The 25409-nt window shown below is 37.3% G+C and carries 23 protein-coding genes; 10 read left to right on the forward strand and 13 right to left on the reverse strand.

Annotated elements, in window-relative coordinates; genetic code table 11:
- Positions 1–39: 39 nt before the first annotated feature.
- Entirely contained in the window at positions 40–1521 is a 1482-nt protein-coding gene (locus tag ACZ9HT_RS07170) for a serine hydrolase (protein WP_476039780.1), read from the forward strand.
- A 354-nt stretch (positions 1522–1875) separates the two neighbouring features.
- Here the strand turns inward: ACZ9HT_RS07170 and ACZ9HT_RS07175 are convergent, their stop codons facing one another.
- The 4 genes from ACZ9HT_RS07175 to ACZ9HT_RS07190 all read right to left on the reverse strand — a co-directional run bounded on the left by ACZ9HT_RS07175 (position 1876) and on the right by ACZ9HT_RS07190 (position 5928).
- The gene (locus ACZ9HT_RS07175) at positions 1876–2976 is read right to left on the reverse strand and encodes a poly(ethylene terephthalate) hydrolase family protein (protein WP_476039781.1); all 1101 of its coding nucleotides are present in this window, start codon (positions 2974–2976) and stop codon (positions 1876–1878) included.
- Positions 2977–3277: 301 nt separating this feature from the next.
- Positions 3278–3724 (reverse strand): KTSC domain-containing protein, encoded by a 447-nt coding sequence (locus ACZ9HT_RS07180; protein ID WP_476039782.1) that lies wholly within the window; start codon positions 3722–3724, stop codon positions 3278–3280.
- 441 nt (positions 3725–4165) lie between these two features.
- Positions 4166–4891, reverse strand: coding sequence for a sterol desaturase family protein (locus ACZ9HT_RS07185; RefSeq protein WP_476039783.1), 726 nt, complete (start codon positions 4889–4891; stop codon positions 4166–4168).
- Positions 4892–5004: 113 nt separating this feature from the next.
- On the reverse strand, positions 5005–5928 hold the full coding sequence (locus tag ACZ9HT_RS07190; protein WP_476039784.1) for a mechanosensitive ion channel family protein: 924 nt from the start codon (positions 5926–5928) through the stop codon (positions 5005–5007).
- Between the two features lie 499 nt (positions 5929–6427).
- On the opposite strand from ACZ9HT_RS07190, the gene tyrS reads away from it, so the two are divergent.
- The 4 genes from tyrS (at position 6428) to ACZ9HT_RS07210 (ending at position 11614) form a co-directional block, all read left to right on the forward strand.
- On the forward strand, positions 6428–7723 hold the full coding sequence (tyrS, locus tag ACZ9HT_RS07195; RefSeq protein WP_476039785.1) for a tyrosine--tRNA ligase: 1296 nt from the start codon (positions 6428–6430) through the stop codon (positions 7721–7723).
- A 108-nt stretch (positions 7724–7831) separates the two neighbouring features.
- A complete protein-coding gene (locus ACZ9HT_RS07200; protein ID WP_476039786.1) occupies positions 7832–8584 on the forward strand; it encodes an acyl-CoA desaturase in 753 nt (250 codons plus the stop codon).
- Between the two features lie 1097 nt (positions 8585–9681).
- Positions 9682–10320 carry an alpha/beta hydrolase gene (locus tag ACZ9HT_RS07205; RefSeq protein WP_476039787.1) on the forward strand — a complete coding sequence of 213 codons (639 nt, stop codon included), beginning with the start codon at positions 9682–9684 and terminating at the stop codon, positions 10318–10320.
- A gap of 43 nt (positions 10321–10363) precedes the next feature.
- Positions 10364–11614, forward strand: coding sequence for an alpha/beta hydrolase (locus ACZ9HT_RS07210; RefSeq protein WP_476039788.1), 1251 nt, complete (start codon positions 10364–10366; stop codon positions 11612–11614).
- A gap of 217 nt (positions 11615–11831) precedes the next feature.
- On the opposite strand, the gene ACZ9HT_RS07215 is transcribed toward ACZ9HT_RS07210, so the two are convergent.
- Positions 11832–12290: an Lrp/AsnC family transcriptional regulator gene (locus tag ACZ9HT_RS07215; RefSeq protein WP_476039789.1), complete on the reverse strand. Its 459-nt coding sequence runs from the start codon at positions 12288–12290 to the stop codon at positions 11832–11834.
- 153 nt (positions 12291–12443) lie between these two features.
- Between ACZ9HT_RS07215 and ACZ9HT_RS07220 the strand changes: the two genes are divergently transcribed.
- Positions 12444–13646, forward strand: coding sequence for an aminotransferase class I/II-fold pyridoxal phosphate-dependent enzyme (locus ACZ9HT_RS07220; RefSeq protein WP_476039790.1), 1203 nt, complete (start codon positions 12444–12446; stop codon positions 13644–13646).
- Between the two features lie 85 nt (positions 13647–13731).
- Here ACZ9HT_RS07220 and purE read toward each other — a convergent pair whose 3' ends face one another.
- From purE to ACZ9HT_RS07235, 3 genes are all read right to left on the reverse strand, one after another.
- Entirely contained in the window at positions 13732–14235 is a 504-nt protein-coding gene (purE, locus tag ACZ9HT_RS07225; RefSeq protein ID WP_476039791.1) for a 5-(carboxyamino)imidazole ribonucleotide mutase, read from the reverse strand.
- A gap of 247 nt (positions 14236–14482) precedes the next feature.
- On the reverse strand, positions 14483–15658 hold the full coding sequence (locus ACZ9HT_RS07230) for a BaiN/RdsA family NAD(P)/FAD-dependent oxidoreductase (protein WP_476039792.1): 1176 nt from the start codon (positions 15656–15658) through the stop codon (positions 14483–14485).
- A 134-nt stretch (positions 15659–15792) separates the two neighbouring features.
- Entirely contained in the window at positions 15793–16263 is a 471-nt protein-coding gene (locus ACZ9HT_RS07235; protein WP_476039793.1) for a CYTH domain-containing protein, read from the reverse strand.
- 201 nt (positions 16264–16464) lie between these two features.
- Between ACZ9HT_RS07235 and ACZ9HT_RS07240 the strand changes: the two genes are divergently transcribed.
- Both ACZ9HT_RS07240 and ACZ9HT_RS07245 read left to right on the forward strand, forming a co-directional pair.
- Entirely contained in the window at positions 16465–17364 is a 900-nt protein-coding gene (locus ACZ9HT_RS07240) for a DMT family transporter (protein ID WP_476039794.1), read from the forward strand.
- 207 nt (positions 17365–17571) lie between these two features.
- Complete coding sequence (locus tag ACZ9HT_RS07245) at positions 17572–18549, forward strand: YpdA family putative bacillithiol disulfide reductase (RefSeq protein ID WP_476039795.1); 978 nt, start codon at positions 17572–17574, stop codon at positions 18547–18549.
- A gap of 166 nt (positions 18550–18715) precedes the next feature.
- Here the strand turns inward: ACZ9HT_RS07245 and ACZ9HT_RS07250 are convergent, their stop codons facing one another.
- From ACZ9HT_RS07250 to ACZ9HT_RS07260, 3 genes are all read right to left on the reverse strand, one after another.
- Complete coding sequence (locus ACZ9HT_RS07250) at positions 18716–20746, reverse strand: TonB-dependent receptor (RefSeq protein WP_476039796.1); 2031 nt, start codon at positions 20744–20746, stop codon at positions 18716–18718.
- 62 nt (positions 20747–20808) lie between these two features.
- A complete protein-coding gene (locus tag ACZ9HT_RS07255; protein WP_476039797.1) occupies positions 20809–21921 on the reverse strand; it encodes a 5-(carboxyamino)imidazole ribonucleotide synthase in 1113 nt (370 codons plus the stop codon).
- Between the two features lie 3 nt (positions 21922–21924).
- The gene (locus tag ACZ9HT_RS07260) at positions 21925–22476 is read right to left on the reverse strand and encodes a DUF1543 domain-containing protein (protein ID WP_476039798.1); all 552 of its coding nucleotides are present in this window, start codon (positions 22474–22476) and stop codon (positions 21925–21927) included.
- Positions 22477–22586: 110 nt separating this feature from the next.
- Here ACZ9HT_RS07260 and ACZ9HT_RS07265 point away from each other — a divergent pair, with 110 nt between their 5' ends.
- Positions 22587–23417: a sulfite exporter TauE/SafE family protein gene (locus tag ACZ9HT_RS07265; protein WP_476039799.1), complete on the forward strand. Its 831-nt coding sequence runs from the start codon at positions 22587–22589 to the stop codon at positions 23415–23417.
- On the forward strand, positions 23417–23794 hold the full coding sequence (locus ACZ9HT_RS07270; protein ID WP_476039800.1) for a DUF1634 domain-containing protein: 378 nt from the start codon (positions 23417–23419) through the stop codon (positions 23792–23794). Before ACZ9HT_RS07265 ends, ACZ9HT_RS07270 begins: the two co-directional genes overlap by 1 nt.
- Positions 23795–24006: 212 nt before the next feature.
- Here ACZ9HT_RS07270 and ACZ9HT_RS07275 read toward each other — a convergent pair whose 3' ends face one another.
- Positions 24007–24978 (reverse strand): chorismate-binding protein, encoded by a 972-nt coding sequence (locus ACZ9HT_RS07275; protein WP_476039801.1) that lies wholly within the window; start codon positions 24976–24978, stop codon positions 24007–24009.
- A gap of 7 nt (positions 24979–24985) precedes the next feature.
- Entirely contained in the window at positions 24986–25402 is a 417-nt protein-coding gene (locus ACZ9HT_RS07280) for a PaaI family thioesterase (RefSeq protein WP_476039802.1), read from the reverse strand.
- Positions 25403–25409: the final 7 nt, after the last annotated feature.

Below are 25409 nucleotides of genomic sequence, written 5' to 3' on the forward strand. Positions count from 1 at the left end.
AAAATTTGCAAAAATATTAATTGCAGAAACAAAACGCTCATGACCAAAAAGATTCTTTTTACGCTGATCATCCTTTTCCTCTTCAGTCCGAAAAATAAGGCGCAGACGGCCAAAGATTCAGGCCTTTATAAGACGATCCTTTCACAGGACAGCTTGCTTTTTAATGTTGGTTTTAATAAATGCGATATTAAGCAGTACGAATTTCTGTTAAGTGATGATCTGAAATTCTATCACGACAAAGACGGAATTTCTGATAAACAAAAATTCCTTACCGACTTAAAAAACGGTCTTTGCAAAGATCCGGAAACGCGTCAGGTACAAAGAACTTTAGTCAAAGAAAGCACCGAAATATTTCCGCTTTATAAAAATGGCGTTTTGTACGCAGCGCTTCAAAATGGAGAACATTTGTTTTCTGAAAAAGGGGAAAGTCAAGCCGGAATTGCAAAGTTCAGCAACCTTTGGCAACTGGAAAAGGGAGAGTGGAAATTAGCAACATCCTTTAGTTTCGATCACAAAGCCTATCAAAATGAAAAAGTTGAAAATTCAATTTTTGATAATGACCGCGCAATCGAAAGCTGGCTGCAAGAAAAAAAAGTCCCTGCTCTTGGATTAGGTATTATTGAAGATGGAAAACTGAAACAGGTAAAAGTATTTGGGGAATTAAGCACGGGAGTTTCTGCACCTTACAATACTATTTTCAACGTTGCTTCTTTAACAAAACCTCTTACCGCAATGATCGCTTTAAAGTTGGTAAGTTTAGGAAAATGGGATCTGGACGAACCAATCTACAAATATTTTACAGATCCGGATATCGCCAATGATCCCCGAAATAGAAAAATAACAACGAGATTAATTTTAAGCCATCAAGCAGGTTTTCCAAATTGGCGCTGGATGAATAAGGATCAGAAACTGAACATCCAGTTTGAACCCGGCACAAAATATCAGTATTCGGGTGAAGGAATGGAATATTTGCGAAAAGCACTTGAAAAAAAGTTTAAGAAATCGCTGCAGCATTTAGCCGAAGAACTCATTTTTCTTCCGCTGAAAATGAATGACACGACCTATATCTGGAGCAAAAATGTAGATGAATCGCGTCTGGCATTAGGTTACGACCAAAATGGAAATCCCTATGAAACGGTAAAGAACAAAACACCAAATGCCGCAGATGATCTTTTAACAACGATCGAAGATTATGGCAAATTTCTGGTGAGTGTCATGAACGCCGAGGGTCTTACAAAAAAAGTTGCTGAAGAAATGCAGACCAATCAGGTCTCCAGCAAGAAAGGAAAACATTTTGGATTAGGTTTCGAAATTTATGATTTGGGAAATGGAGAATCTGCACTATCTCACGGCGGTTCGGACAAAGGAGTTCGGACCATCTTTTTTCTACTACCAAAAAGTAAACAAGGCTTAGTGATTTTCACCAATTCGGATAATGGCGGAAGCGTTTATGATGATTTAATAAAATATTATTTAGGTGAAAATGGATCTAAAATAGTTGATATAGAAATGAAGGACTGAGTGCTTCCTTTTTAAATTCAATCCTGCGGATTATAAATTCATCTTCCAAAATTCATCAGACAAAAAAACTTAAAATTTTCCATTTAAATTCCAGAGAAACAATAGGTCTAAAATAAAAAGCACAGTTTTAATCCGCAATTTTGCTTTTTCAATCTTTTTAATGATATTTCGAGTTTAGAAAATTAATATTCTTTAGTCTCACTTGTTTTTCTTCCTAATTAACTTCCATCAATTAGTCCATAAAGAAACCGAACAATTTTATAAAAAAATTATAAAATAATTCGGTCTCAATATCAGTATGAAAGAGGAAGTGAAAATAACAGATTCTCCTCATTTAAAACATTAATAAGCTTTTTAATCCTTTTTAATTACTTTTATCACTTGATTATTAATGTGCAGATAGTAGATACTGGCAGGCAGTTTCGATAAATCGATCTGATTTTTAGAACTTGTTACAATGCCTTTTAAAACAATTTGTCCTGCAGGAGAAATAAGCTCATAAGAGGAAATCTCCCGAACATTAACCTGAACTATATCTCTAGTTGGATTAGGATATAAATTAACCTTCAGTTTTGCATCTTCAACTGCTAAAATCGTATTGCACTGGTAGCTTTGGCTGATCTTAGATGCAACAGAGGCATTATTTACAAGCGTAGTCGCTAACACCGGACAGTAGCAATCATTTTTTTCCAGATAAATTTTAAGCCAGGAAAGTGCCAGTTTACCTACAGCACCTCCGCCGCCAGTCGGACTGTTTGCCACAGAATGATTCCCGTTTTTCACTTCAAAAAGAAGTTTATTTGTTGTACTCGGAGTTGCATTATAATGCACGTTTGCATGCTGTGCCGGCGGTGCCGTAGGATCGGACTGACCGCTAAAGATCAAAACCGGAACATCGTGATTCAATTGCGGATTCGTAAGATATGGACAAAGCGCAACTACTGCAGATATCGTATTATCGAGCACCGCTGCTCTTTGTGCGCCGCCGCCGCCCATCGACCAGCCGCTTACAGCGAGTTTTGAAAGATTCAGTTTTCCCATTAAAGGCGAAATTGCACGTACATTTTCCTGTTTTATAGTTTCCAGGGCATCTATAAGTCCTAAGGCTCGTGCTTCCGGTAAATCATATAAGGAATTTGTCCCAATAATAATGGTCACAATTCCGTGAGAGGCGTAGAAAGGTCCCCAATCCTGTACACTCGAGGGAAGCGAAACAAATCCGGGAACGATGGCAATACTCGCATAGGGTGGTGTCGCATTGGTCGGATAATAAATGGTGGCTCCGGCATATTTTGGTCCATTCCTAACACCGTCTGATTCCGTAAGAGTAGCTACTGTATAAGGACCGGGATTGGAAAGACTTTCTACCGTTGCTTCCGTACATTGCGCGTGCAAAATAGAAACGGAAAGGGGCGAAATAAATGCCAGAAATAAAAAAAGATAGATTTTCTTCATAATTGAATGGTATATAAATTTTAAGAACATTATTACATCAATGCTTAACAAATATATAAATTTAATTGTTTTTACTTAAAATTTTTATCGCTTTAATTAATGCTATAAAAATAATTTGAGATTAGATAATTTAGCATCTTTTGTCCTGAGATTGCTCAATTATTAATATTACATGATCTAAAAACATCACTCTTTTCAGAGATCTACTTTCCTGCCGTCGTAGATTTAAAGCGAAACTTCTCTAAAACAAAAAGCACAATCTCTTCTTGAAATTGTGCTTTAATATTTCTAAAGAAGAAAATTAATCCTCCATTGCTTCTCCGTTTTTTCTGTAGATAAAACCTCCGTAAATATGTCTTCTTGCAAAGCGGCTCGGTGAATCTGCATTCACCATTTTGATATACGTATTTCTTGGAACACCAATATACTCGTACATTTTTCCATTTAAGTGCTGAACTTTCAAGATGGATTTTTCGTAAAAGAAATCCTGAATATTAGATTTTGAAATCGTTTCCGTATATTCTTCTTTGTATTTTTCCTGCGTTTCCGGGTTAATGCTCACCAAAAAATGATAGGCTTCAATCACTGATTTGCTTTTTTCTTCAGCCTCCAGTTTTGCGTCTTCGTCGTTCACAAATTTATCAGGATGCGCATCTTTCATCGTATTCCGGTAAATTGTTTTTAAATCTTTTAATGTCGCGGTTTTATCAACCCCAAGAAGCTTTCTGTGCTCACCAACTCTTTTCATATGCAGATATCTATTGAATTTTTATGATCCTACGCAACCGCCAATTTAACCAGTGTTTTTTATCAATATTGATTGACAGCGATTTTTGTATTCACTCTTTTTTTGCGGGTGCAAAATTAAGCTTTTAAATTTTAATATTATGTAAAAATCACAGACTTTTATTAAAGATTTGAAATTGAACATCCTGTTTGCCAACCTGGTAGTAGAAACGAATAAATCAGAAAGGCTTTTGAATCAAAGAAATTTAAAATGAAGAAAATGATAATGTCCGTTCAATAAAAATTGATAGTTCTCGCAGATCCGGCAGATTATGAAGATGGAAAACTTAACAAAATCTGCCAGATCACCTTGATCTGCAAGAAAAAATTAGAGAATAACATAAATTGTAAACCGCTTTAAGGCGTGAAAAGTTTAATTTGAAATGTTTTAATAAAACTCAAACTACATTTTCCGGCTTTCTGTTCCCATCAATTTGTCCCAGAAGGTAAAATACAAACCATAATTGGTATTGAATTCTTTGTGATGAAAATGATGGTGCGTCGCATCGATCCACAATTTCCCGAATGCACTTTTCCGGAAAGATTCAGGATAAACCTCGATATCAAGATGGTTGATCATACTGCTGAACGTCATCAAAATCAAATAGAAAAGCAGCACATAAATATTAACCGGAACGATCATTAAGATCAGCGGTACGATCAAAGCTTCCAAAATACTTTCCCAGGGATGAAAGGAAAATGCAGTCCAGGGCGTTGTACTCAAACTCTGATGATGAACTTTATGAACCACTTTATAAATTTTGGGAACGTGCATGGCGCGGTGCGTCCAGTAGTAATAGGTTTCGTGTAATAATAAGACGATGAGTAAACTCAAGGGCAAATACCAATATCCATATTCAGAAGGATCCAGATAAATGGCGGTGAATTGATGCAGCCACAGCCAATACGTAGCCGCGCCAAAAAAAGCAAAGATCCCGGAGGAAATGACACTCCAGTAAATTTCTTTCTTTACCTGCTCTTTTCGCAGCGGTCTTTGACTTAATAATTTTTTATCGGTCTTGTTATTTTTCACCTTCGAATAATAGGCGTAGAAAAATCCTGCGGTCGTAAAATAACGAATGAGCAGAATCGCAAAAAAAATTAAAATATAACCGATAAAATTTCCCATTATTAAATTTGGAGGTATTGAATTTAAGGCTGAAATTAGATAATGCATCAAAAAATCCTAAGTTTTTACGCTTTAAAATCTTACGCAATCTGCAACAAAAATCACACCTCAATTTATCGCGTGACTCCTTCTGGAAACTGCACTTTATCCGGTGCCTGGTTAAGCACTGGCAAAGCATATTTTAAGATCCGGTTTCTACGGCCCGTCGTATCTGTAGGCTCAACGGGATAACTTATTACGGCTTCCATCCAGGCATAAACGTTGTTTCTAAAATATACAGCAGGTTGCCATTCCCGGTGCATATTCATTTCGTACCGCGAATATTTTTCTTTAAAATCTTTTCGAGCAGCTTCCAAAAGGCAGTCTTCCACAAACTGAAGATCACTGGAATAAGCGATCTGAATAGCGGTTTCATTCCAAATAAAAGGAACTTGTGGGCCTGAATAATTAATAATTTCTTCGCGTAAAATTAAACTGTTCGGAAATCTTATCGTTCTTCCGCTTCGTCGGTCATTGCCTAAATAATCTCCGCTGCACTCTAAAATAGAGGTATCTAAATAATTAATTTCTACAACATCGCCCCGAAAGCCTTTGATCTGAATTCGGTCGCCCACCAAATAAGATCTCCGTAAAATCAAATAAATCCAGGCGATAAAGGAAGATATTGGTGCCTGAAGAGCAAAACCTAAAACCAGGGAAATTAATCCAAAACTTACGGCTGCTGCATAAAGATTTTGAAATAAAAAGGACGCCGCCACGATCAAACTGAAAACGATAGCAAGAAACCGGACGATCCGCAAAAGATTATAGCGGTCACCTTCCAGATGATTCTGACTGTAGATCAACTTCTCCACTAATTTACTGATGAGGAAAATAACGGAGATCAAAAACAAACTTAGACTCAGTTTTCTAATGAAAGGGATATAATGTCCCCAGGAACTGAAGATCGGTAAATTGATGAGATAATAGATCACAATGAGCGCTACGGCAACACATCCATAAATGATGATCCATTTTTTATTGTTCTTTTTATCCATAAAGTTTTAATTCAAATTGAAAAGATGAACCTGAAATCCTAATTTAGATTAATGATGATTTTAAGGCCGAAAAAAGATAAGAAAAATATGGTTCCGTTGCAAATCTTTGCAGAATTCATCTAGAAGTTTAGGCAATACAGCAGATTTTAGAGTCGACTGAGCGCATTTTATTGATTTAAACGTATTCGATCAGACTATTTTCCGGATGATTTTTTTGAAAGATCAGGAACTTCTAAGCGGAAAAGTATTTTAAATTTCCTTATCGTTCAACCAATTATTTCCCTTAACTAATTTGAGATGGAATTTATTTTTATTGAAAGTCTGGTCTTATATCATAGGATGTAGTGACTTTCAAAAAGGCAATATTTTACAGGATCTGGTTTGATAATTTGTTTTTAAAGATCATTATCATTCACAAAAACTCCTCAAATCCCCTGTTTTTCACTCCAAAATTTCCCGTCAAAAATCCTATCTTTGCACCTGAAAAAATTGCAAGAAAATGAACGCTTTTATTGAAGAACTGAAATGGCGCGGCTTGTTTGCCGACATGATGCCCGGAACCGAAGAACAACTGAATAAAGAAATCACCACCGCGTATATTGGCTTCGATCCAACCGCGGATTCATTGCATATCGGGAGTTTAATTCAGATCAAAATATTAGCACATTTTCAGCAACACGGTCATAAACCAATTGCTTTGGTTGGTGGTGCAACCGGAATGATCGGTGATCCATCCGGGAAATCCAGCGAGCGAAACGCTTTGGATGAAGAAACTTTGAATCATTACGTTTCCTGCCTAAAAGGCCAGCTTTCGAAATTTTTAAAATTCGACGGAACTGAGGCAAATAGCGCAGAACTCGTGAATAATTACGACTGGATGAAAGAATTTTCTTTCCTTGAATTCATTCGCGAAGTGGGTAAAAACATCACCGTTAATTATATGATGGCGAAAGATTCTGTAAAGAAAAGACTTACCGGAGAAGGCGGCGCGGAAGGAATGAGTTTTACTGAATTTTCTTACCAATTGTTGCAAGGCCACGATTTTCTGCATTTATACAAAGCCAAAAATACGAAGCTGCAAATGGGCGGTTCGGATCAATGGGGAAATATTACCACCGGAACAGAGTTGATAAGAAGAAAAGTTCAGGGCGAAGCTTTTGCTTTAACGGTTCCTTTGATCACTAAAGCAGATGGTTCTAAATTTGGAAAATCAGAAGCTGGAGAAAATTACTGGCTCGACGCGAAAAGAACTTCGCCTTATAAATTCTACCAGTTTTGGGTGAACGCAACCGATGTTGATGCGGAAAGATTTATTAAATTCTACACCTTTTTAAGTAAAGAGGAAATAGAATCTTTAATTGAAGATCACAAAACTGCTCCACACGAAAGAAAACTCCAGAAAAAACTGGCTGAAGAGGTGACGGTTTGGGTTCACAATCAGGAAGAATTTGAAAAAGCCGTAAAAGCTTCAGAGATCTTATTCGGACGTTCAACCGCTGAAGATCTGGTGAATTTAGATGAAGCGACTTTCTTAGAAGTTTTCGACGGCGTTCCTCAAAAAGAGATTTCAAAATCGGAAGTTCTGGGAAGCAATGTGATCGATTTAATTTCAGAGAAATCCGGTTTCCTTAAATCAAAAGGTGAAGCTAAACGGGAACTGGCAGGAAATGCGATCTCGATCAACAAAGAAAAGGTGAGCGAAACTTTCGAAGTGGCTGAAAAAGACCTCATCGACGGTCAATTTCTTCTTTTACAAAAAGGAAAGAAAAATTATTTCATCGTTAAAGCGGTCTAAAAACACTGTTGACATGATATAAATTAGTATGTAAAACCGCGTTAAATTTTCACAATCAATCTAATTTCAGAGGGATTTCGTATATCTTTACACCAAATAATTACATCAATGACAATCATTATTTTTATCATAGTCCTTTGGTATTCGGGACTGTTTTTTCAGACATTTTTCTTGCACCGTTACGCAGCGCACCAAAGTTTTAAAATGTCAAAATTCGGGGAGAAATTATGTTTCGTTTTAACTTGGGTTACGCAAGGTTCCAATTATCTTTCCGCTTACGGATACGGCGTTATGCACAGAATGCACCATGCTTTTGCAGACACTGAAAAAGATCCGCATTCCCCAAAATACGACGACAACTTATTTTCGATGATGTGGCGCACGAAGAAAATTTACGCAGACATCAATAGCCAAAAGGCAATTATCGAAGAAAAGTTTACGAAGAATGTTCCACAATGGGAAGGTTTCGACAAGTTCGCAAGTTCCTGGGGATCCAGACTCGGTTGGGCGATTGCTTACACGGCGTTTTTCTACTTTTTTGCAACCGCTTGGTGGCAATGGCTTTTGCTTCCAGTTGCTTACATGATGGCACCAATTCACGGCGTTATCATCAACTGGTTTGCACACATTTACGGTTATACCAATTTTAAAGTTTCCGATACTTCTAAAAATTTATTAAAATTCGACTGGTTAATGATGGGTGAGGCTTATCACAATAATCACCACAAACATGGCGGCAGAGCGAATTTTGGAGGCGTAAGATGGCACGAAATGGATGTTACTTATCAGATCATGATTTTACTGGACAAGATGAAATTGATCAGATTGAATCCAGTTGAAGTTGTGAGAAGAGAGCATTAGAATACAAACCGTCTTATCAATCATTGATGAGGCGGTTTTTTTATGGTTTTTTAGAATTTTGGAGTGCTTTTTTAACGCAAAGACGCAAGGATTTTTTGATTACTTTTTGTACAAGAGGGCGCAAAGGCGTTTCACTTAGCAAAGGGTGGAAGTTCTAAATTGAAGTTATTTTGGTTGAAATATTTGAAGATAGAATGTAGGGGAAAAATGATATATGATTTGTTTATTTTATATGGAGATGTAAGATTTTTTTTAACGCAAAGACGCAAGGATTTTTTGATTACTTGTTGTATAATAGGGCGCAAAGGCGTTTCACTTAGCAAAGGGTGAAAGTTTTAAATTGAAGTTCTTTTGGTTGAAATATTTGAAGAGCAGGAAAAGGAAAATGATATATGGATTGTTTACTTTATAAGAAGATGAAAGATTTTTTTAACGCAAAGACACATGGATTCTTTGATTACTTGCTGTACAATAGGGCGCAAAGGCGTTTTACTTAGCAAAGGGTGAACGTTTTAAATTGAAGGTCTTTTGGTTGAATAATTGACGAGAATGAAAGGGAAACCGCAAAATGATTTATGGATTGTTTACTTTATACGAAGATGAAAGATTTTTTTGACGCAAAGACGCAAGGATTCTTTGATTACTTGCTGTACAATAAGGCGCAAAGGCCTTTCACTTAGCAAAGGGTGGAAGTTTTTAACTTCTAGAATTACGTTTTGAAATTTTGGTTCCTGTACTTCTGAAGTAATGAGCAAGGAAAAGTAGATGATTTTGAGATTCTTCCTTCGTCAGAATGACAATTTTTCGATTTAATTAAAAAGGGAATTTTGCGGTAGTTTTTTGATTGATATTGATACTGAAGGTTTGGTGAATTATGTGGAATGAAATTCTTGCTTCGTCAGAATGACAACTCTTTTAAAATATGACTTACTGCTGTTTATATTCCTATAGAAATAAAACAAATCTTTATTCTAGCCCGGATGGGAGCATTTGTTTGAGCTCTCCCGGAGTTTCGGGAAGCGAGTGCGGACAGCCGGAGGAGTTTACGGAGAACACTGACTCTTGTTGCTCCTGAAAAAATAGAATATATTTGTGCTATGGATTTAAAATATCTCGTTCGAGAACCCCAAAATATTACCTCAAAAACTCCACTTTTAATTTTACTGCACGGTTATGGCAGCAATGAAGAGGATCTTTTCAGCTTTCAGCAGACTTTGCCGGAAGACTGGCTTATCGTAAGCTTTCGCGCACCAAGAAGTACGCCTTACGAAGGTTTTTCGTGGTATGATATCGACTTAATGAATGTCGAGAATCGAATCGATGTTGAACAGGCAAAAGAATCACTGGAGCAAATTCTGGAAAACATTATGAAAGTGTCTAACCATTACGGATTGACGGATAATGAAACGCATTTAGCCGGATTTTCGCAAGGCGGAATTTTAACTTATGCACTGGCGCTGAATCATCCGGAACTTTTTTCGAAGATCGCTTGCCTCAGCTGTTATCCGGAAGAAAAACTTTTAGAAAATATTGTAAAAGAGAAAAAGAAACTGGAGCGATTGCGTTTCTTCATTTCGCACGGGATCGACGATGCTGTGATTCCCCTGGATTGGGGTAAAAAAGGTGCTGAATTATTGTACGACCTGAGTTGCTATTTCAGTTTCCGGGAATACATGAGCGGACATGGCGTTAATCAGAAAAATTACATGGATCTGATGGAGTTTTTTAAAAAATAAATTCTTTTGAACCTGTAAAATTTTCAGTTCATTAGCTTTTAATATGTTGAAAAAATTTCTACTTTTTTTGGTGCTGCTTTCTGTAAAAATCGCGGCACAAATCACGTTGAAAGTAGCAATTCCAGCAAATACTCCGGCTGGATCTGTTACATATGTTGCGGGAAATTTTAATAACTGGAATGCAGCTTCGACGCCAATGGTTGCAGATGGAATGGGGAACTATACTTTAACCGTTCCCGAAGGAAGTGGCGTTTTGCAATATAAATTTACGCGTGGCGCCTGGACTTCGGTCGAAGCAGATGCAAACGGAAATGACCTCCCAAACCGAAGTGTGAAATTTACCGGAAGCGCACAACTTTTAAATCTAAATATCCTGTCCTGGAAAGATCTGCGTGGAAGTGGAAATCCAAGTACAGCTTCCTCTAATGTTCATATTTTAAGCAATTCTTTCGCAATACCGCAATTAAATCGTACCCGAAAAATCTGGATCTATTTACCACCGGATTACGAAACCAGCACCAAAAACTATCCTGTAATTTATATGCAGGACGGTCAAAACTTATTCGACAATACGACTTCATTTTCGGGGGAATGGCAGATTGATGAAACCCTTAACAGTCTTTTCGCACAAGGAGATTACGGTGCGATCGTAATTGGAGTCGATAATGGTGGCGCCGAAAGAATTAATGAATACACACCCTGGAACAACCCGCAATACGGCGGCGGCGAAGGTGATCTTTATATGCAGTTTATGGCGAAAACTTTGAAACATTACGTCGATGCTAATTACCGGACCAAACCGGGAAAAGAATTCAATGCTTTAATTGGAAGTTCTTTGGGTGCTTTGATCTCTACTTATGGTGGGATAAAATACAGCGGAACATTTTCCAAAATAGGATCATTCAGTCCGGCGTACTGGATCGTAAACACGCAGTTCAATAATTACATCACGACTTCTACGGCAGATTTATCGGCAATGCGGATTTATTTCGTCGCAGGATCCGGAGAAAGTTCTACGATCGTAAATGAAATAGAAATGGTGAACAATAATTTGCAAACCAAAGGTTTAACACCCGCAAATACCAAGGTAAAAATTGATTCTTACGGTCAACACAATGAAAACTATTGGAAAGGAGAATTTAGTGCGGCTTACAAATGGCTTTTTCAAACCACGCCATTAAAAACCGCCGAGACTTCAAAAAAAAATAACTGTTGGTTTAAAAAAAATCAAATTTGCAATAATGGTTTGGTGATAAATTGTCAGGCGAACATTTACGATCTTTCCGGAAATTAATTGAAAATTTACAATGGAGAAACGGCTTGAATCCCTTTCGAATTCATTTGCAAACCGAAAACTAAATTTTACAGACCAATCTTTAATCTGTTCGGTTCATGACAAAATAAATTTTTGAACAATCAAAAATTAGTAAACGAAGTTGATGATCAGCTTCGTTTTTTATTTTTTCGGATCCGTAAAGCAAAAATTTAGTAGTGGTTTAAATCCAAAATTATTACGGTTCGATTACCGTAGAATTTTTTACTTCTTTGATCATAAATGAACTTTGCGTACTTGCGATATGTTCCAGATTCGTGAGTTTGCTCACCATAAATTCGCGGTATTCCTCAATATCACGCACGCAGATCTTCAGAATATAATCTGAATCACCGGAAACATGAAAACATTCCAAAACTTCGGTAAACTGCGTGATCTCTTTTTCAAATTGCGCGATATATTCCTTTTTGTGCTGAATAAGTTTTACGTGACACAAAACGATGAAGTTTTTATTCAGTTTTGATTTGTCAACGAGTGCGACATATCGAGCGATGATGTGTTGCTTTTCTAATTTTTTGATGCGTTCAAAAACCGCAGTTACCGACAAGTCTAAGTCGTGAGCGAGTTGTTTGGTGGTTTTCTTAGAATCATTTTGCAACAGCAGCAGTAATTTTTTGTCTTTTGCATCTAACATCAATGAAATATTTTCGGTGAAGGAACTTATTATTCATCAAATATAAATTTTAAATCTAAGAATTAAAATAATATCCAATTTATTTTCTACTTTACTTAATTTACCTTGTTTTTTAGTTGGAAAATAAGGACTTTTAAGAAAATAAAACTTACGATTATGGAAAAATTTAATGCAGCAAATAATATTCAGGATCTGCAATATTTCGGTGAATTTGGAGGCGTGAATCCTTCAATTTCCGACAGTTCGACCTACACTTTTCTGTCCGCCAAAACAATGTTCGATACCTTCGAAGGAAATACCGAAGGCTGCTATTTATATTCGCGACATTCCTCGCCAAGCAATCTTTATTTGGGAGAAGCTTTAGCCCAAATGGAAGGTACAGAAAGTGCCAATGTAACCGCGTCCGGAATGGGTGCAATTACGTCTACCCTGCTCCAACTCTGCAAAAGTGGAGATCATATTATTTCGAGCCGCACGATCTATGGTGGAACCTACGCCTTCATGAAAAATTTTCTACCGGGCTTTAATATAAAAACTTCGTTTGTTGATATTACAGATCTGTCCATCGTAGAAAATGCTATAACCGAGAATACGAAAGTCCTGTTTTGCGAAACGGTAAGCAATCCTTTACTAGAAATTGCGGACTTAGCAGAGTTGGCCAAGATCGCCAAAAAACATAACCTCAAATTGATCGTTGATAATACGTTTTCTCCGCTTTCAATTTCTCCTCAAACTTTAGGAACCGATATTACGATCCACAGTTTAACGAAATTCATTAACGGAAGCAGCGATGCTGTTGCCGGCGTGGTTTGTGCAAGTTCTGAATTTATTAACGATTTAAAAGATGTGAATTCCGGCGCCTGTATGTTGCTGGGTCCAACTTTAGACAGTTTCCGGGCAGCAAGCATCCTCAAAAACTTACGAACGCTTCATATCAGAATGAAGAAACACAGCGAAAATGCGCAATATTTAGCCGAACAGTTTGAAAACGACGGGCTCACCGTAAAGTATCCGGGACTAAAAAGCCATAAGCAGCACGACCTTTTTAAAAGCATGATGAACTCAGAATACGGTTTCGGTGGTTTGATGACTTTAGATGTAAAAACGGTGGAAAAAGCGAACGAATTAATGGAATTGATGCAACAGGAAAATCTTGGTTATCTTGCGGTAAGTCTAGGATTTTACAAGACTTTATTTTCAGCGCCCGGGAGTTCAACCTCTTCAGAAATTCCGGAAGAAGAACAAAAAGAAATGGGACTGTCGCCGGGTTTGATCAGAATGTCGGTTGGCCTGGATCACGATATTAAAAGAACTTACGAAAAAATGAAATGGTGCATGCAGCAGGTTGGTGTTTTATAGAATTTTTTTTAAGTATTTTAGATGATAATTGATAGCAAAAAAGACTTCGTATTGAAGTCTTTTTTGTTTTTATATCCGAAGGAATCTACTGATCAAATTTATTTGGATGAAGTTCCTTAATCGCTGAAACCGTTCCCAAAACTTTATCTTTCAGTCCGTTTTGATAATGTTCTAATCGTTCAGAAATCTTATTATCGAAAGTTCCCAGAATTTTCGCCGCTAGAATACCGGCATTCATCGCACCATTTAAGGCAACGGTCGCCACTGGAATTCCGGAGGGCATTTGTAGAATTGAAAGGACAGAATCCCAACCATCAATAGAATTGGAGGACAAAATTGGAACTCCAATCACGGGCAAAGTGGTACAACTCGCCACCATTCCCGGAAGATGAGCGGCGCCACCTGCGCCTGCAATGATCACTTTCAGACCTCGATCTTTTGCAGATTTTGCATAATCGAACATTCTTTCCGGCGTGCGGTGTGCGGAAATCACGGTTAATTCGTAAGGAATTTCCAGAGATTTTAAAAATTCTGCTGCCTGTTCCATAATTTTCAGATCGCTCTGACTTCCCATTATTATTCCGACCATTTTTAGTTTCAATTTTAAGGTATAAAGTTAAGAAAATTTAAGAATTGAGGAGAAAGGTTTGTATCTTTTCCTTTACACGCAATGCCGCAAAGTTTAGGGAAAAGTGCTTCATAACATAATGAAAGCACAGGCGTTTCACTCAGCAAGGAGCCACAGAATATAAACGCCATAAAAGTGCTTTTTTAAAATTACACTGCAATTCAGACAAAAAAGATTTGTGCTAATCTGTGAAATCCGTGTGAGTTTACTAATAATTTGCAATCGAATTTCCGACCCAAAATCCTGTGCTGAAACAGGCCTGCAAAAGGTAACCTCCCGTTGGCGCTTCCCAATCGATCATTTCGCCTGTACAAAATACATTTGGAAAATTATTCAATTCCAGACTGGAGTTCAATTCAGAAAAAGCCACGCCGCCGGCAGTAGAAATAACCTCATCGATCGGACGAAAACTAAGAACCGCAACCGGAAAGGTTTTGATCAAATTGGAGAGAATTTCAACATTTGTAAAACTTTCTTTATCTAAAGTTTTAAGCAGATTCAAAGCCGTTGTCGATAATTTTAATTTCCTTTTTAAAACGGAACTTATTTTTTCAGAACCTTTTAATTCTTCTAAAATTTCAACTTCGGAAAGATTCGGTTTTAAATCGATATGAAGTGTAACTGGAAAATCATGTTTTCTCGTAAATCTGTTCAAATAATAAACTGGACTTCCTTCGAGGCCATATTTGGTGAAAACGATTTCACCCACTTTAAAATTATCCTGAAACGAGATTTTAATATTTTTCAGGTATTGACCTTGCAAACAATGAAACTTAGGATCTGTATTGTAACCGGAATTGCCAGATTCCAAAGGTGTTATTTTAATATTCTTCCGAGAAACCATTTTAACCCATTTCGCATCGGAACCCGTTTTTTTCCAGGAACCGCCGCCCATTGCCAATATTAATTTTGAATACTGAATGGAAATATCTTCCTCCTTATTTTTAAGATAAACTGTAGAATCATCAAAATCAAGAAAAGTGTAACCGTAATGAATAGTTACTCCGAGATCTTCCAACCGGTCTAACCAGGCTTTTAAAACCTGGATCGGTTTAAAGTTTTTGGTCGGAAATATCTTGCCCGAACTTCCCACATAAGTCGTTATGCCCAGATCGGAAAGCCACTGAATCACTTTTTGATTATCAAAATTTCGAACAATTTCCTGAATTTCCGGCTTTTCATATTTCTTTAGAAAAGCGTCAAGTTCCTCACTGTGCGTCAGATTAAATCCACCGTTTCCGGCAACCAGAAATTTTCTTGCCGCAGCCTTGTTTTGTTCATAAACATGAACTTTAAACCCTTTTTCGGCTAAAGTTTGCGCTGCCATTAATCCGGCAGGACCTGCGCCAATAATGATAATTTGATCTTCGCTCATGTGGTGCAAAAGTACGGATTTAGTTTTCCTGATTGAATTAAGATTTGGCGAAAAGACCTATGATTTGTAAAAAATTTTTGACCAGGAATGCACGAATTTTCTCAGACTAAATTGTTGCGAGACATTTGCAAATTCTCGGTTTTTTAGTCCCAGTTTTTAAAAGGTAAAATGGTAAGATTTGAATTATAATATTTCTCTTCTCCCGTCACTTCTCTATCGATCCAGTCGGGAATAGTAAATTTTTCATCTTCACTGCTTAACTCGATCTCAGCAATCAGCAAACCTTCATTCTTATCCAAAAACTCATCAATTTCCCAGATATGTTGATCCACGGAAATTATAAATCTGATCTTCGAAAGTTCCGCCACCGAAAAATGATCCAGCAATTCTTTGGCTTCCTGAAACGGAATTTCATATTCATATTCCGGTCTCGTTGCTCCGACCGAAAGCCCTTTGATCGTTAAAAATCCTTTATCAGAAGTTTGTCGAACACGAATGGTTTTCGTGGGATCGGTTAAAAGATAACCTTGTCTGTAAAATTCTCCACTAGGTTTTTCAGCAGCTTCCCATTTATTTTTGTTGACCAAAAACTTTCTTTCTATTTCTACGCCCATAATTTAGTTGCTCTCAATATTCACTGGTAAATTACAAAATGTAATGGATTAAGTTTGAATATCTGCGCGCTGAATTTTTAAAATAATCCTCAATTTCAATTGGCATTGGAGTTCATAAATTCTACCTTTGCGCACGTTAAAGCAAGTTCAAAATAATTGAGTATTGCTGTGCTTTTTCTCAATTAAAATTCCGCAATTTTCATGTTCAAAGATCCCAAATTAGCTCTCGCAATTATCACCGTCGCTTTGGTTTGGGGCACCACTTTTCTTGGGATCCGTATCGCTGTAGAAACGATTCCGCCTTGGTTTGTTGCGGGAATCCGTCAGTTTTTAGCAGGAATCGTTTTACTGGTCGTTCTTTTATTTTCCAGAAATTTAAAATGGATCGGCTGGAAAAATTATGGGAACCAACTGATCCTCGCTTGCCTAATGCTCATCGTCGCAAATGGCATGACGACCGTTGCAGAGGAACATCTTTCCAGCAGCCTCGCCTCCCTGATCAGCGCCGCATCTCCACTTTTGGTCTTCATTCTTAGTATATTTTTAAACTTACAAAAATTCAGCTACCGAGGTCTGGTGGGAATCATCCTGGGATTTTCCGGCATCGTTTTGATTTTTAAAGACGGGTTAGATGACCTTCTCAATCAGGAATATCGAATGGGCGTCATCTTTATGTTCATTGCAATTGTAGGTTGGGCTCTAGGAAGTGTTTTCACCAAGAAAATGAATCATCAGCCTCAAAACATTTCTTTAAATCTCTTTTATCAGTTCAGTTTTGCGGGCATCGTTCAGGTTTTGTTTGGATTTATGTTCTCCGATCATATTAATGTTTCTGCGTGGTCCGCAACAAGCATTTTAGCGACGGTTTACTTAGCCATCTTTGGTTCCGTGATCGCTTTTTTTGCCTTTCATTACGCTTTGAAAAAAATTACACCAACTCAGATTTCCGTGCTTTCCTACGTCAATACTATTATTGCCATATTCCTCGGCTGGCTTATCCTTAATGAAGAGGTTTCCGCCGTATTTATCACGGCAACAGTCCTTATCATCTGTGGCGTCTTCATTACCAATTACAAACCCGGAATGTTTAAAAGAACGTGAATCTCTATTATTTGGGCGCCTTGATCCTCTCGTCTTACGGACGAGATTACTTCCTCACGATTTAGAATCGGGATCCGTTCAAGCTGGGGCGCGACTTCGTTTTCTTTGCCACAATTTCCTTCAAAACAAAATTCATCACTTTTGCCAATAGATAGAAAAATACATTGCTAATTTTAAGGATCACGTTTTACATTGTACCTTTGTACCATGCAAATTCTAGATATTCTCATCATCGGCGCCGGACCCATCGGACTTAACTGTGCGCTCGAAGCCAGTAAAAATAACCTCACTTATTTGATCGTAGAAAAAGGAACCATTGTGAATTCACTTTACAATTATCCTTTATACATGCGTTTTTTCTCTACTGCGGAAAAGCTGGAAATTGCGGAGATCCCTTTTATATCAACTGCCCCGAAACCTGGCCGACAGGAAGCTTTAGAATATTATCAGGGAATTGCAAGGCAGAGAAAACTTAACATTAATCTTTATGAAAAAGTTTTAAACGTCACCAAAACCGACGGCGTTTTTGAGATCACCACGACCAAATCAAAATATTGGGCAAAAAACGTTATTGTATCCACAGGATTTTATGACATCCCAAATATGATGAATATTCCGGGGGAAACTTTACCCAAGGTAAAACATTACTACACCGAACCTTATCCCTACGCACAGCAAAAGATAGTCGTCGTGGGTTCCAGCAATTCCGCGGTTGATGCTGCTTTAGAAACGTATCGCAAAGGTGCGGAAGTCACCATGATCATTCGCCATTCCGAAATATCAAAAAGTGTAAAATATTGGGTAAAACCTGATATCGAAAACAGAATTGCTGAAGGAAACATCACGGCGCATTTTAATTCTGAACTCGTAGAAATCAGGGAAAACTCCGTCATTTTTAAAGATGAAAATGGCCAAATTCAAGAAATCGAAAACGATTTTGTTTTAGCGATGACCGGTTATCTTCCGGACTTTAATTTTCTGGAAAAGATCGGGATCGATCTGCAGGGAGAATGCCTGAACCCTTTCTACGATCCTCAAACCATGGAAACCAATATCCCAGATCTCTATTTAGCGGGAGTGGTTTGTGGCGGAAAAGACACGCACCTCTGGTTCATCGAAACCTCCAGAATTCATGCTGAAATAATTATAAAAAACATTCTTTCAACTTCGACAATTCAAAATTAAATCTTTAGCTAAAAATTCACCGTTAAGCTTGAGGAAGAAATTAAGAGCATTAAGCTTTCCTGCGGAAATTACTAGTTAAGAAATTCCTAGAAGCTTTTTTGGTCTTTTGAAAAACTTAAACCTTTGTAACTCCTGCCTGTCGGCAGACAAGTTTGTGGGTTAAAAATTAAAACTCCACCTTCACTCCAAGACTATAATTCCGTCGAGCTGCAGGATTATAAAAGCGGTTTCCAAAAGCATTAATATCATATCCCAAAACATAATCCGTATTATAGAGATTCTGGATTTGAAATTGTAAACTCATTTTTGCTTTGTCGAAATAAAAAGGATATCTAAATTGAATATTTCCGATCAAACTTTCCTTAGAAAACACGGAATTAGCATCATTTAAAGGCATTTTTGAAGTATAAAAATGAGAATAATCTACCGACAATTTTTGTAGGAAAACAAAATTCAACAAACTATTAATTGTGGTTGCCGGAACACCTGTCAACTCATTTCCAGAAAAATCATTCTCATCCTGACGATAATTTTGAAATTTAAAATCATAAAAACTTCCGGAAAATCTAAATTTAAAGCGACTGAAAAAATTATCTTTCAAATTGAAGCTTTTAGATTCTAAAAGAACTTCCAAACCTTTTTGTACCGTATTTCCCTGATTCACAAAAAATTCTTGTCCACTCTCGTTTTGCCTTCTCACAATGGCATCTTTCATTCTGAAATCAAAATAACTCGCTTCCAAAAAAATAATATTTCCAAATTGTTTTCTAACACCGACTTCTTTATTCCAGCCATATTCCGGAACAAGATCAACATTAAATTCCTGCGTCGAGGAACGGATCTCTTCATTTGTGGGAGCGGAATTTCCCTTGCCAATTTTTCCCCGCACAGAAAAACCTTTGCCGATCAAATAAGTCAAGCCAAAATTAGGAAGAAGCTGATCTTTAAATTTTACATTTCCGTCTTCCAGCGTTGGAAAGATCCTTTTCCATTCATAGGAATTTGAATTTAAACTGAGAGAAATATCGGTAAAAAGCTTTTCATTAAAATTAAGTTTCTGAGAAAGAAAATAGAATCCGGAAGTGTTTTTAAGCCGGTCGAAATTCTGCTGCTTACCTTCTACTCCTTTACTATTATCAAAATTCCGGATATCTATATTATTGACTGCTCCTTCAAAACCGGCTCTCAACTCCAAAGCGATCTTTTCCCAATTTTTCTGGTAATTTAAATGTGTTCGCAGGGCAAAATTACTTTCGAAACGATTTTCGAAATTGGTGATAAAAGGGTTTTCAAAATCCACGTATGAACCCTGAACTAAAACAAAATGAGAAAAATCTGGACTGATCTTAAAATCATGAGAAAGGCCCGCCAAGATCATTTTATTTCGGATTCCGGCATCTTGTTCCAGCGCGCCAGGAAGGGTTTTTGTCGGCAATCGAGATTGCTTCCTTTCATTTTCCATTTGTGCCAAAGTCAGTCCGCCCGGCGTTTCATAAGCCAGATCGGAAAGCAAAACAATGGCTTTCAATTCCGCATTTTTTGAATAGTGAAATTGATCTTTCAAAAAAACCTGTTTTCGCTGAACCGCAGACTGTTGCCGATAAGAATCGGACTGATAATAATTCTCGAAAATCTGAACAAAATGTTTTCCTACCTGTTTTGAAAAATCGACGCTTTGATTAAAAGTTCCATAGCTTCCAATTGAAATATTTGCAGATAAGTTTTCTGAGGTTCTTGTTTTTAAAAGTAGCGTTCCTCCAGTAACTGCGCCAAAATCGCCACTTTCCGGACCTTTGTAAATCTCGATTCGGTTAATTAATTCGGGAGAAATCAGATTGAAATAAGTATTGCCAGACGCATCTGACAAAATAAAATCATCCAGATACACTTTTACATTTCTGACGCCAAAAGGCGACCGCAAAGAACTTCCGCGTACCGAGATCCGATAACTTCCGGGGGAACGCTCTTCCATTCGGCTGCCGGGATTTTGATTGATGGATTCCAGCATTCTTTCCGCCGTATTGAGACTGAGCAGATTTTCTGAGATCACTGATGCAGATTTCGTCGACGTAATTAACTGAGATGGTTTTTTATAAGCGTCAATTTTTACTTCTGAGATCAGCGTGGCAGAATCTTTTTCCTGCGCAGAAATTAAAAATGAAACATTAAATAAAATTAAAACGTAAAATTTTCTCATCAAAAGAAACTCAGCTTGTTGGATAGAATGAAGTAATTAATAAAAAAATTTATCTTAAAACATTATTCGGAAATCACTTTAACCAAAGATTTGATCTGAATCAACTGATCTAAAAGTTCCTCCCGCGAATTCGCTAAAACATTAATATGTCCCATTTTTCGTCCGGGTTTTGTTTCCGTTTTTCCGTAGAGGTGAACGTAGGTATTTGGTAAATTTAAGACATCTTCTAAACCTTCATATTTTACTTTTCCGCTATAATTTTCTTCGCCGACCAAATTCAACATTCCGGAAAAGCCTAAACTTTCTGTATTCGCGAGTGGTAGATTTTTTAAGACGCGGTAAAACTGTTCGAACTGGGAATTTGCATTTCCTTCCTGGGATTGATGGCCGGAATTATGCAATCGCGGCGCTGTTTCATTCACCCAAACTTTTCCGTTTTTATCCAGAAATAATTCGATGGCAAATAAACCTTCAGAATTGGCAGCATTCATAAACTGTTCCGCGATATGATCAATTTGATCTTGAACGTCGGCTGAAATCTGAGCCGGACAAATATTAAAATCGAGCAAATTCAATTTCGGATCTGCAACCATTTCTGTTACGGGAAAAGATCTAATTTCGCCACGCTCATTTTTAGCAATGATTAAAGACAGTTCTTTATCAATGTCTACAAGAGTTTCCAGCACAGAAGGTTCATCCCATAAATTATTGAAATCATTTTCATCGCGGATGATCTGAACGCCTTTTCCATCATAACCGCCTGTATTTAATTTCTGCACAAACGGGAAATCCATAATGATCTCCTCTTCTTTGGACAAAATAATTTGAAACTCCGGCGTCGGAATTTGAAACTCATCATAAAACTGCTTCTGCAAAATTTTCTGCTGAATAATTTTAATGATATTAGAATTCGGAATTACTTTAACACCTTGCTTTTCGAGCGCTTCTAAACCTTCGACATTTACATGCTCAATTTCTATGGAAACTACGTCTTTGTCTTTTCCAAAATCAATTACCGCTTGCTTATCGTTGAAATTTCCTTCTGTAAAATAAGAAATATTCGCGCAAGAGCAGTCTTTGTTGGGATCGAGAACGAAAAATTCGTCATCATATTTTAATGCTTCCTGAATTAACATTCTTCCGAGTTGTCCGCCACCTAAAATTCCGATTTTCATTTTTTATTTTAATTTGCTGATTGCTAAATAACCGATATGGCTAAAATTATCTTGATCTTCTTTTTTCGTTATTTCTAAAGTGACAGAATATTTCTCCTTCATATTCAAAGGCAAAATATCATTTACTTTAAAAACATCATCAATATCAACACCCAGTTTATCATCAATATGACTCACCGCATCCGGAAACCCCATCTTTCTGTAAAAGTCGGTTTTTTTGACTCTTCTGATGATCTTCGCCAAGGATTTATCTACCATTAAAAACTGTTCGTGAAGCTCCTCGAACTTCCCTCTTTCATAACCGCCAAGATTAATAAAGAAAAGATGGTCTTCGGAAATGGCCATATTTTTGAGCGTGATTTTAATTTCGTAACCATCTACAAACCGGACTTCTTTATAACAGTCGATGTGGATTTTGCCTTTCGCTTCGGGCCAAAAACGTTTCATATCCGGCACCAGATCTTTCAAAGATTCTGCGATGCCGAAAAACACATCGTGTTGCTCAATATTTCTACCAGCTGGAGTTGCGCCAAGAATTACGTAAAATAATTTCATTTCTTAAAAGAAACAAAAATACGGTTTAAATAAATTCTATAAAATTTAAATGTTTGCTTTTTTTATCTGAAGAATTTTTGTGAATTGTTCAAAATTCTTAAATTTGTAAAATGTCGGAAATATTAATTCTGTTCTTCGGAGCTGTTTCTGCCGGATTACTCGGATCTTTAACCGGATTGGGAGGCGGCGTAGTCATTATTCCTTTACTCACCCTCGGCTTTGGCGTTCCAATGCATTATGCGATCGGAGCTTCTTTGATATCGGTGATCGGTACCTCTTCCGGTGCTGCTGCAGCTTTTGTGAAAGAAGGGTTTACGAATGTGCGGATCGGAATGTTTTTAGAAATTGCCACGACCACCGGCGCCATCGTTGGTGCGCTAATTTCCGGACTACTTAATCCCAATACGATCGGAATTATTTTCGCAAGTATTCTGATCCTTACCGTTATTTTAAATTTAAGAAAAAAACCGGACCATCAGGAAGAATTAATAGAAGGCAGTTTAGAACACCGACTTCAGCTTTACGGAACTTTCCCCGATAAAGGCGTGATGAAAGCTTACTCTGCACGAAATACTTTCTCCGGATTTTTTATGATGTCGTTCGCAGGAGTGATGTCGGGACTTTTGGGAATCGGATCTGGCGCTTTGAAAGTTTTAGCCATGGATAATCTAATGAAGCTTCCTTTTAAAGTTTCTACCACAACGAGTAATTTTATGATCGGTGTAACTGCGGTTGCGAGTTCATTGATCTACTTTCAGCGTGGCGAAATTATTCCGGTGATCGTTGCTCCGGTTTTAATTGGAGTGGTTTTGGGAAGTTTTATCGGTTCCAAGACACTAATGGTTTCTCAGACTAAAAAACTAAAAGTAGTTTTCGGCGTCGTGGTTTCTATACTTTCGATTTATATGATGTACAACGGACTTAACCATAATTTTAAATAATGAAAAGACATTTTACAGATCTGGATTTGAACCGTTCCGTAGGAAATCTCCTTCGGTTGGGCGTTATTTTGTCGGTGGTGACATCTTTTATTGGATTCGTTAAATTGTATTTTGAAGGTTTTGAAATGCCAAAAGATTACGCCTCGCTGGAGATTCCGGAAGGTACGATCTGGCAAACCTTTTTTAACTCTTTAATGAAATTAGAAGGAATGGCGATCATTCAACTTGGGATTTTACTGCTGATCCTTACGCCTTTGGTACGCCTAATTTTTGCGTTGGTCGGTTATATTAAAGAGAAAGATTATACTTACGTGATCGTTTCTTCGATCGTTCTGGGCATTATGCTGGTAAGTTTTCTGATGGGATTTGCGCATTAAATTCTAATAATCCACAATCTCAAATTTTCGGAACAGTAAAAGGTTCTTATACGTTTTGAAGTCTGAGGTAAGTATGCAAAAAGTTGTATTCTTAATTCCACAATGAAATTTCCTGCCTAATTTATCATACGTGGTCTTTTTTTCACACATGAGTCACATGAGTTATTTTTGCTTTAAAAGTGCACATGAGTTGATTCCTTTTATTGAAAGATTTACTTAAAAGAAATGTTTTTTAAGATGGCGTCGGCTTTTAATTCGGTTTCATTCCATTCTTTTGCGGGAGAACTGTCTGCGGTAACTCCTCCTCCAACATAAATTAGGGCGGCATTTAAGAAAAATTCTGCACAACGCAGATTTACGAAATACTGAATATCATTTTCCGTTTCTACGCGAATATATCCGGCGTAAAATTTGCGTGGATGAGTTTCAAAACGGTCTATTGCAGTTCTACAAAAATCTTTCGGAATTCCACAAACTGCAGGAGTTGGATGAAGTTCTGATATCAAATTTTCTACCTTTTCCCTATCAATTTGAATCTTGAAGTCTGTTCTTAGATGTTTGATGTTGCCGGAAAGATGATCATAAGTTTTGGACTGATCGATTTCATCCGAATACTTTTCTAAGATATTCTTAATAAAATCGGTCACCGGCTTTTGCTCTTCAATTTCTTTGGAAGTCCAGTCTTCACCCACAGGAATGGTTCCGGCCAGACTCATGGTCTCGAATTGCGATGTTTTTTTATGGAATTTTCCCAGCACTTCAGAAAAAGCGCCCATCCAACATTTGCCATTTTTAATAAAAACGTAAACAAAGGCGTTTGGGTAAGATTCGCAGAGATTTAAAAAAGTCTGAGATAAGCTGACTTCTGAACCGTTGTAATTAAGTAATTTCCGTCTGGAAATAACCAATTTTGAAAGCCGATGTTTTTTTACAAAATCAATAACTTCTGTCAGCTTTTTTTCATACTGAATTTGATTTTCAGTGCGGAATTCCATCAAACTGGAAGATAGCGAATCGGTGAAAATTTCATGTTTCAAAAATTCCTCCTTTGAAATTTCATTGATATTGCCCTTAAAATCTAAGATCTCGGATTTATCAAAAGAAAAAAATGAGACTGGATTTTGCGCTGAAGCATCATCAGTAGAACAAATATTTTCTGAAAAGGGAAATCTGAAATACAGCATTTTGGATTTATCTCGGAATAATATTATTCGTCATTGTGGTATGATTGATGAGTTCCCCTTTTTCATCGCGAATTTCTATTTCGGAAACGTGCATGGTTCTGCCTTTCCGAATAAATCTGGCGGTTCCGGTTACGAGTCCGCTTTTTTTACTTCTAAGATGATTGGAGTTAATATTGGTTCCAACGGGTGCAAACTTTTCGGTGTCCACATTTAAAACGGAAAGCGTTGATCCTAAAGTCTCGGCCAAAACACAGCTTGCACCACCATGCATAATGCCGTAAGGTTGGTGAACTTTTGACGTAACAGGCATCGTTGCCGTAAGCGAGTCATCGGTAACATCTGTAAAAATAATATCTAATGTTTTTCCTAAAGTTTCGGCGCCCCAGGTATTTAGTTTTTCTAAAATTTGTTCTTTATTCTCCATTATTTTC

The organism is Chryseobacterium sp. UYP7 (assembly GCF_056279225.1).

What these genes read in the sequence shown, in the direction of transcription:
- ACZ9HT_RS07175 (WP_476039781.1), bottom strand. Translation starts at nt 2,976, where the DNA reads ATGAAGAAAATCTATCTTTTTTTATTTCTGGCATTTATTTCGCCCCTT.
- ACZ9HT_RS07275 (WP_476039801.1), bottom strand. Translation starts at nt 24,978, where the DNA reads ATGCTGTATTTCAGATTTCCCTTTTCAGAAAATATTTGTTCTACTGAT.
- ACZ9HT_RS07200 (WP_476039786.1), top strand. Translation starts at nt 7,832, where the DNA reads ATGACAATCATTATTTTTATCATAGTCCTTTGGTATTCGGGACTGTTT.
- ACZ9HT_RS07255 (WP_476039797.1), bottom strand. Translation starts at nt 21,921, where the DNA reads ATGAAAATCGGAATTTTAGGTGGCGGACAACTCGGAAGAATGTTAATT.
- ACZ9HT_RS07210 (WP_476039788.1), top strand. Translation starts at nt 10,364, where the DNA reads ATGTTGAAAAAATTTCTACTTTTTTTGGTGCTGCTTTCTGTAAAAATC.
- ACZ9HT_RS07190 (WP_476039784.1), bottom strand. Translation starts at nt 5,928, where the DNA reads ATGGATAAAAAGAACAATAAAAAATGGATCATCATTTATGGATGTGTT.
- ACZ9HT_RS07185 (WP_476039783.1), bottom strand. Translation starts at nt 4,891, where the DNA reads ATGGGAAATTTTATCGGTTATATTTTAATTTTTTTTGCGATTCTGCTC.
- ACZ9HT_RS07250 (WP_476039796.1), bottom strand. Translation starts at nt 20,746, where the DNA reads ATGAGAAAATTTTACGTTTTAATTTTATTTAATGTTTCATTTTTAATT.
- ACZ9HT_RS07235 (WP_476039793.1), bottom strand. Translation starts at nt 16,263, where the DNA reads ATGGGCGTAGAAATAGAAAGAAAGTTTTTGGTCAACAAAAATAAATGG.
- purE (WP_476039791.1), bottom strand. Translation starts at nt 14,235, where the DNA reads ATGGTCGGAATAATAATGGGAAGTCAGAGCGATCTGAAAATTATGGAA.
- ACZ9HT_RS07170 (WP_476039780.1), top strand. Translation starts at nt 40, where the DNA reads ATGACCAAAAAGATTCTTTTTACGCTGATCATCCTTTTCCTCTTCAGT.
- ACZ9HT_RS07265 (WP_476039799.1), top strand. Translation starts at nt 22,587, where the DNA reads ATGTCGGAAATATTAATTCTGTTCTTCGGAGCTGTTTCTGCCGGATTA.
- ACZ9HT_RS07270 (WP_476039800.1), top strand. Translation starts at nt 23,417, where the DNA reads ATGAAAAGACATTTTACAGATCTGGATTTGAACCGTTCCGTAGGAAAT.
- ACZ9HT_RS07180 (WP_476039782.1), bottom strand. Translation starts at nt 3,724, where the DNA reads ATGAAAAGAGTTGGTGAGCACAGAAAGCTTCTTGGGGTTGATAAAACC.
- tyrS (WP_476039785.1), top strand. Translation starts at nt 6,428, where the DNA reads ATGAACGCTTTTATTGAAGAACTGAAATGGCGCGGCTTGTTTGCCGAC.
- ACZ9HT_RS07220 (WP_476039790.1), top strand. Translation starts at nt 12,444, where the DNA reads ATGGAAAAATTTAATGCAGCAAATAATATTCAGGATCTGCAATATTTC.
- ACZ9HT_RS07240 (WP_476039794.1), top strand. Translation starts at nt 16,465, where the DNA reads ATGTTCAAAGATCCCAAATTAGCTCTCGCAATTATCACCGTCGCTTTG.
- ACZ9HT_RS07280 (WP_476039802.1), bottom strand. Translation starts at nt 25,402, where the DNA reads ATGGAGAATAAAGAACAAATTTTAGAAAAACTAAATACCTGGGGCGCC.
- ACZ9HT_RS07260 (WP_476039798.1), bottom strand. Translation starts at nt 22,476, where the DNA reads ATGAAATTATTTTACGTAATTCTTGGCGCAACTCCAGCTGGTAGAAAT.
- ACZ9HT_RS07245 (WP_476039795.1), top strand. Translation starts at nt 17,572, where the DNA reads ATGCAAATTCTAGATATTCTCATCATCGGCGCCGGACCCATCGGACTT.
- ACZ9HT_RS07205 (WP_476039787.1), top strand. Translation starts at nt 9,682, where the DNA reads ATGGATTTAAAATATCTCGTTCGAGAACCCCAAAATATTACCTCAAAA.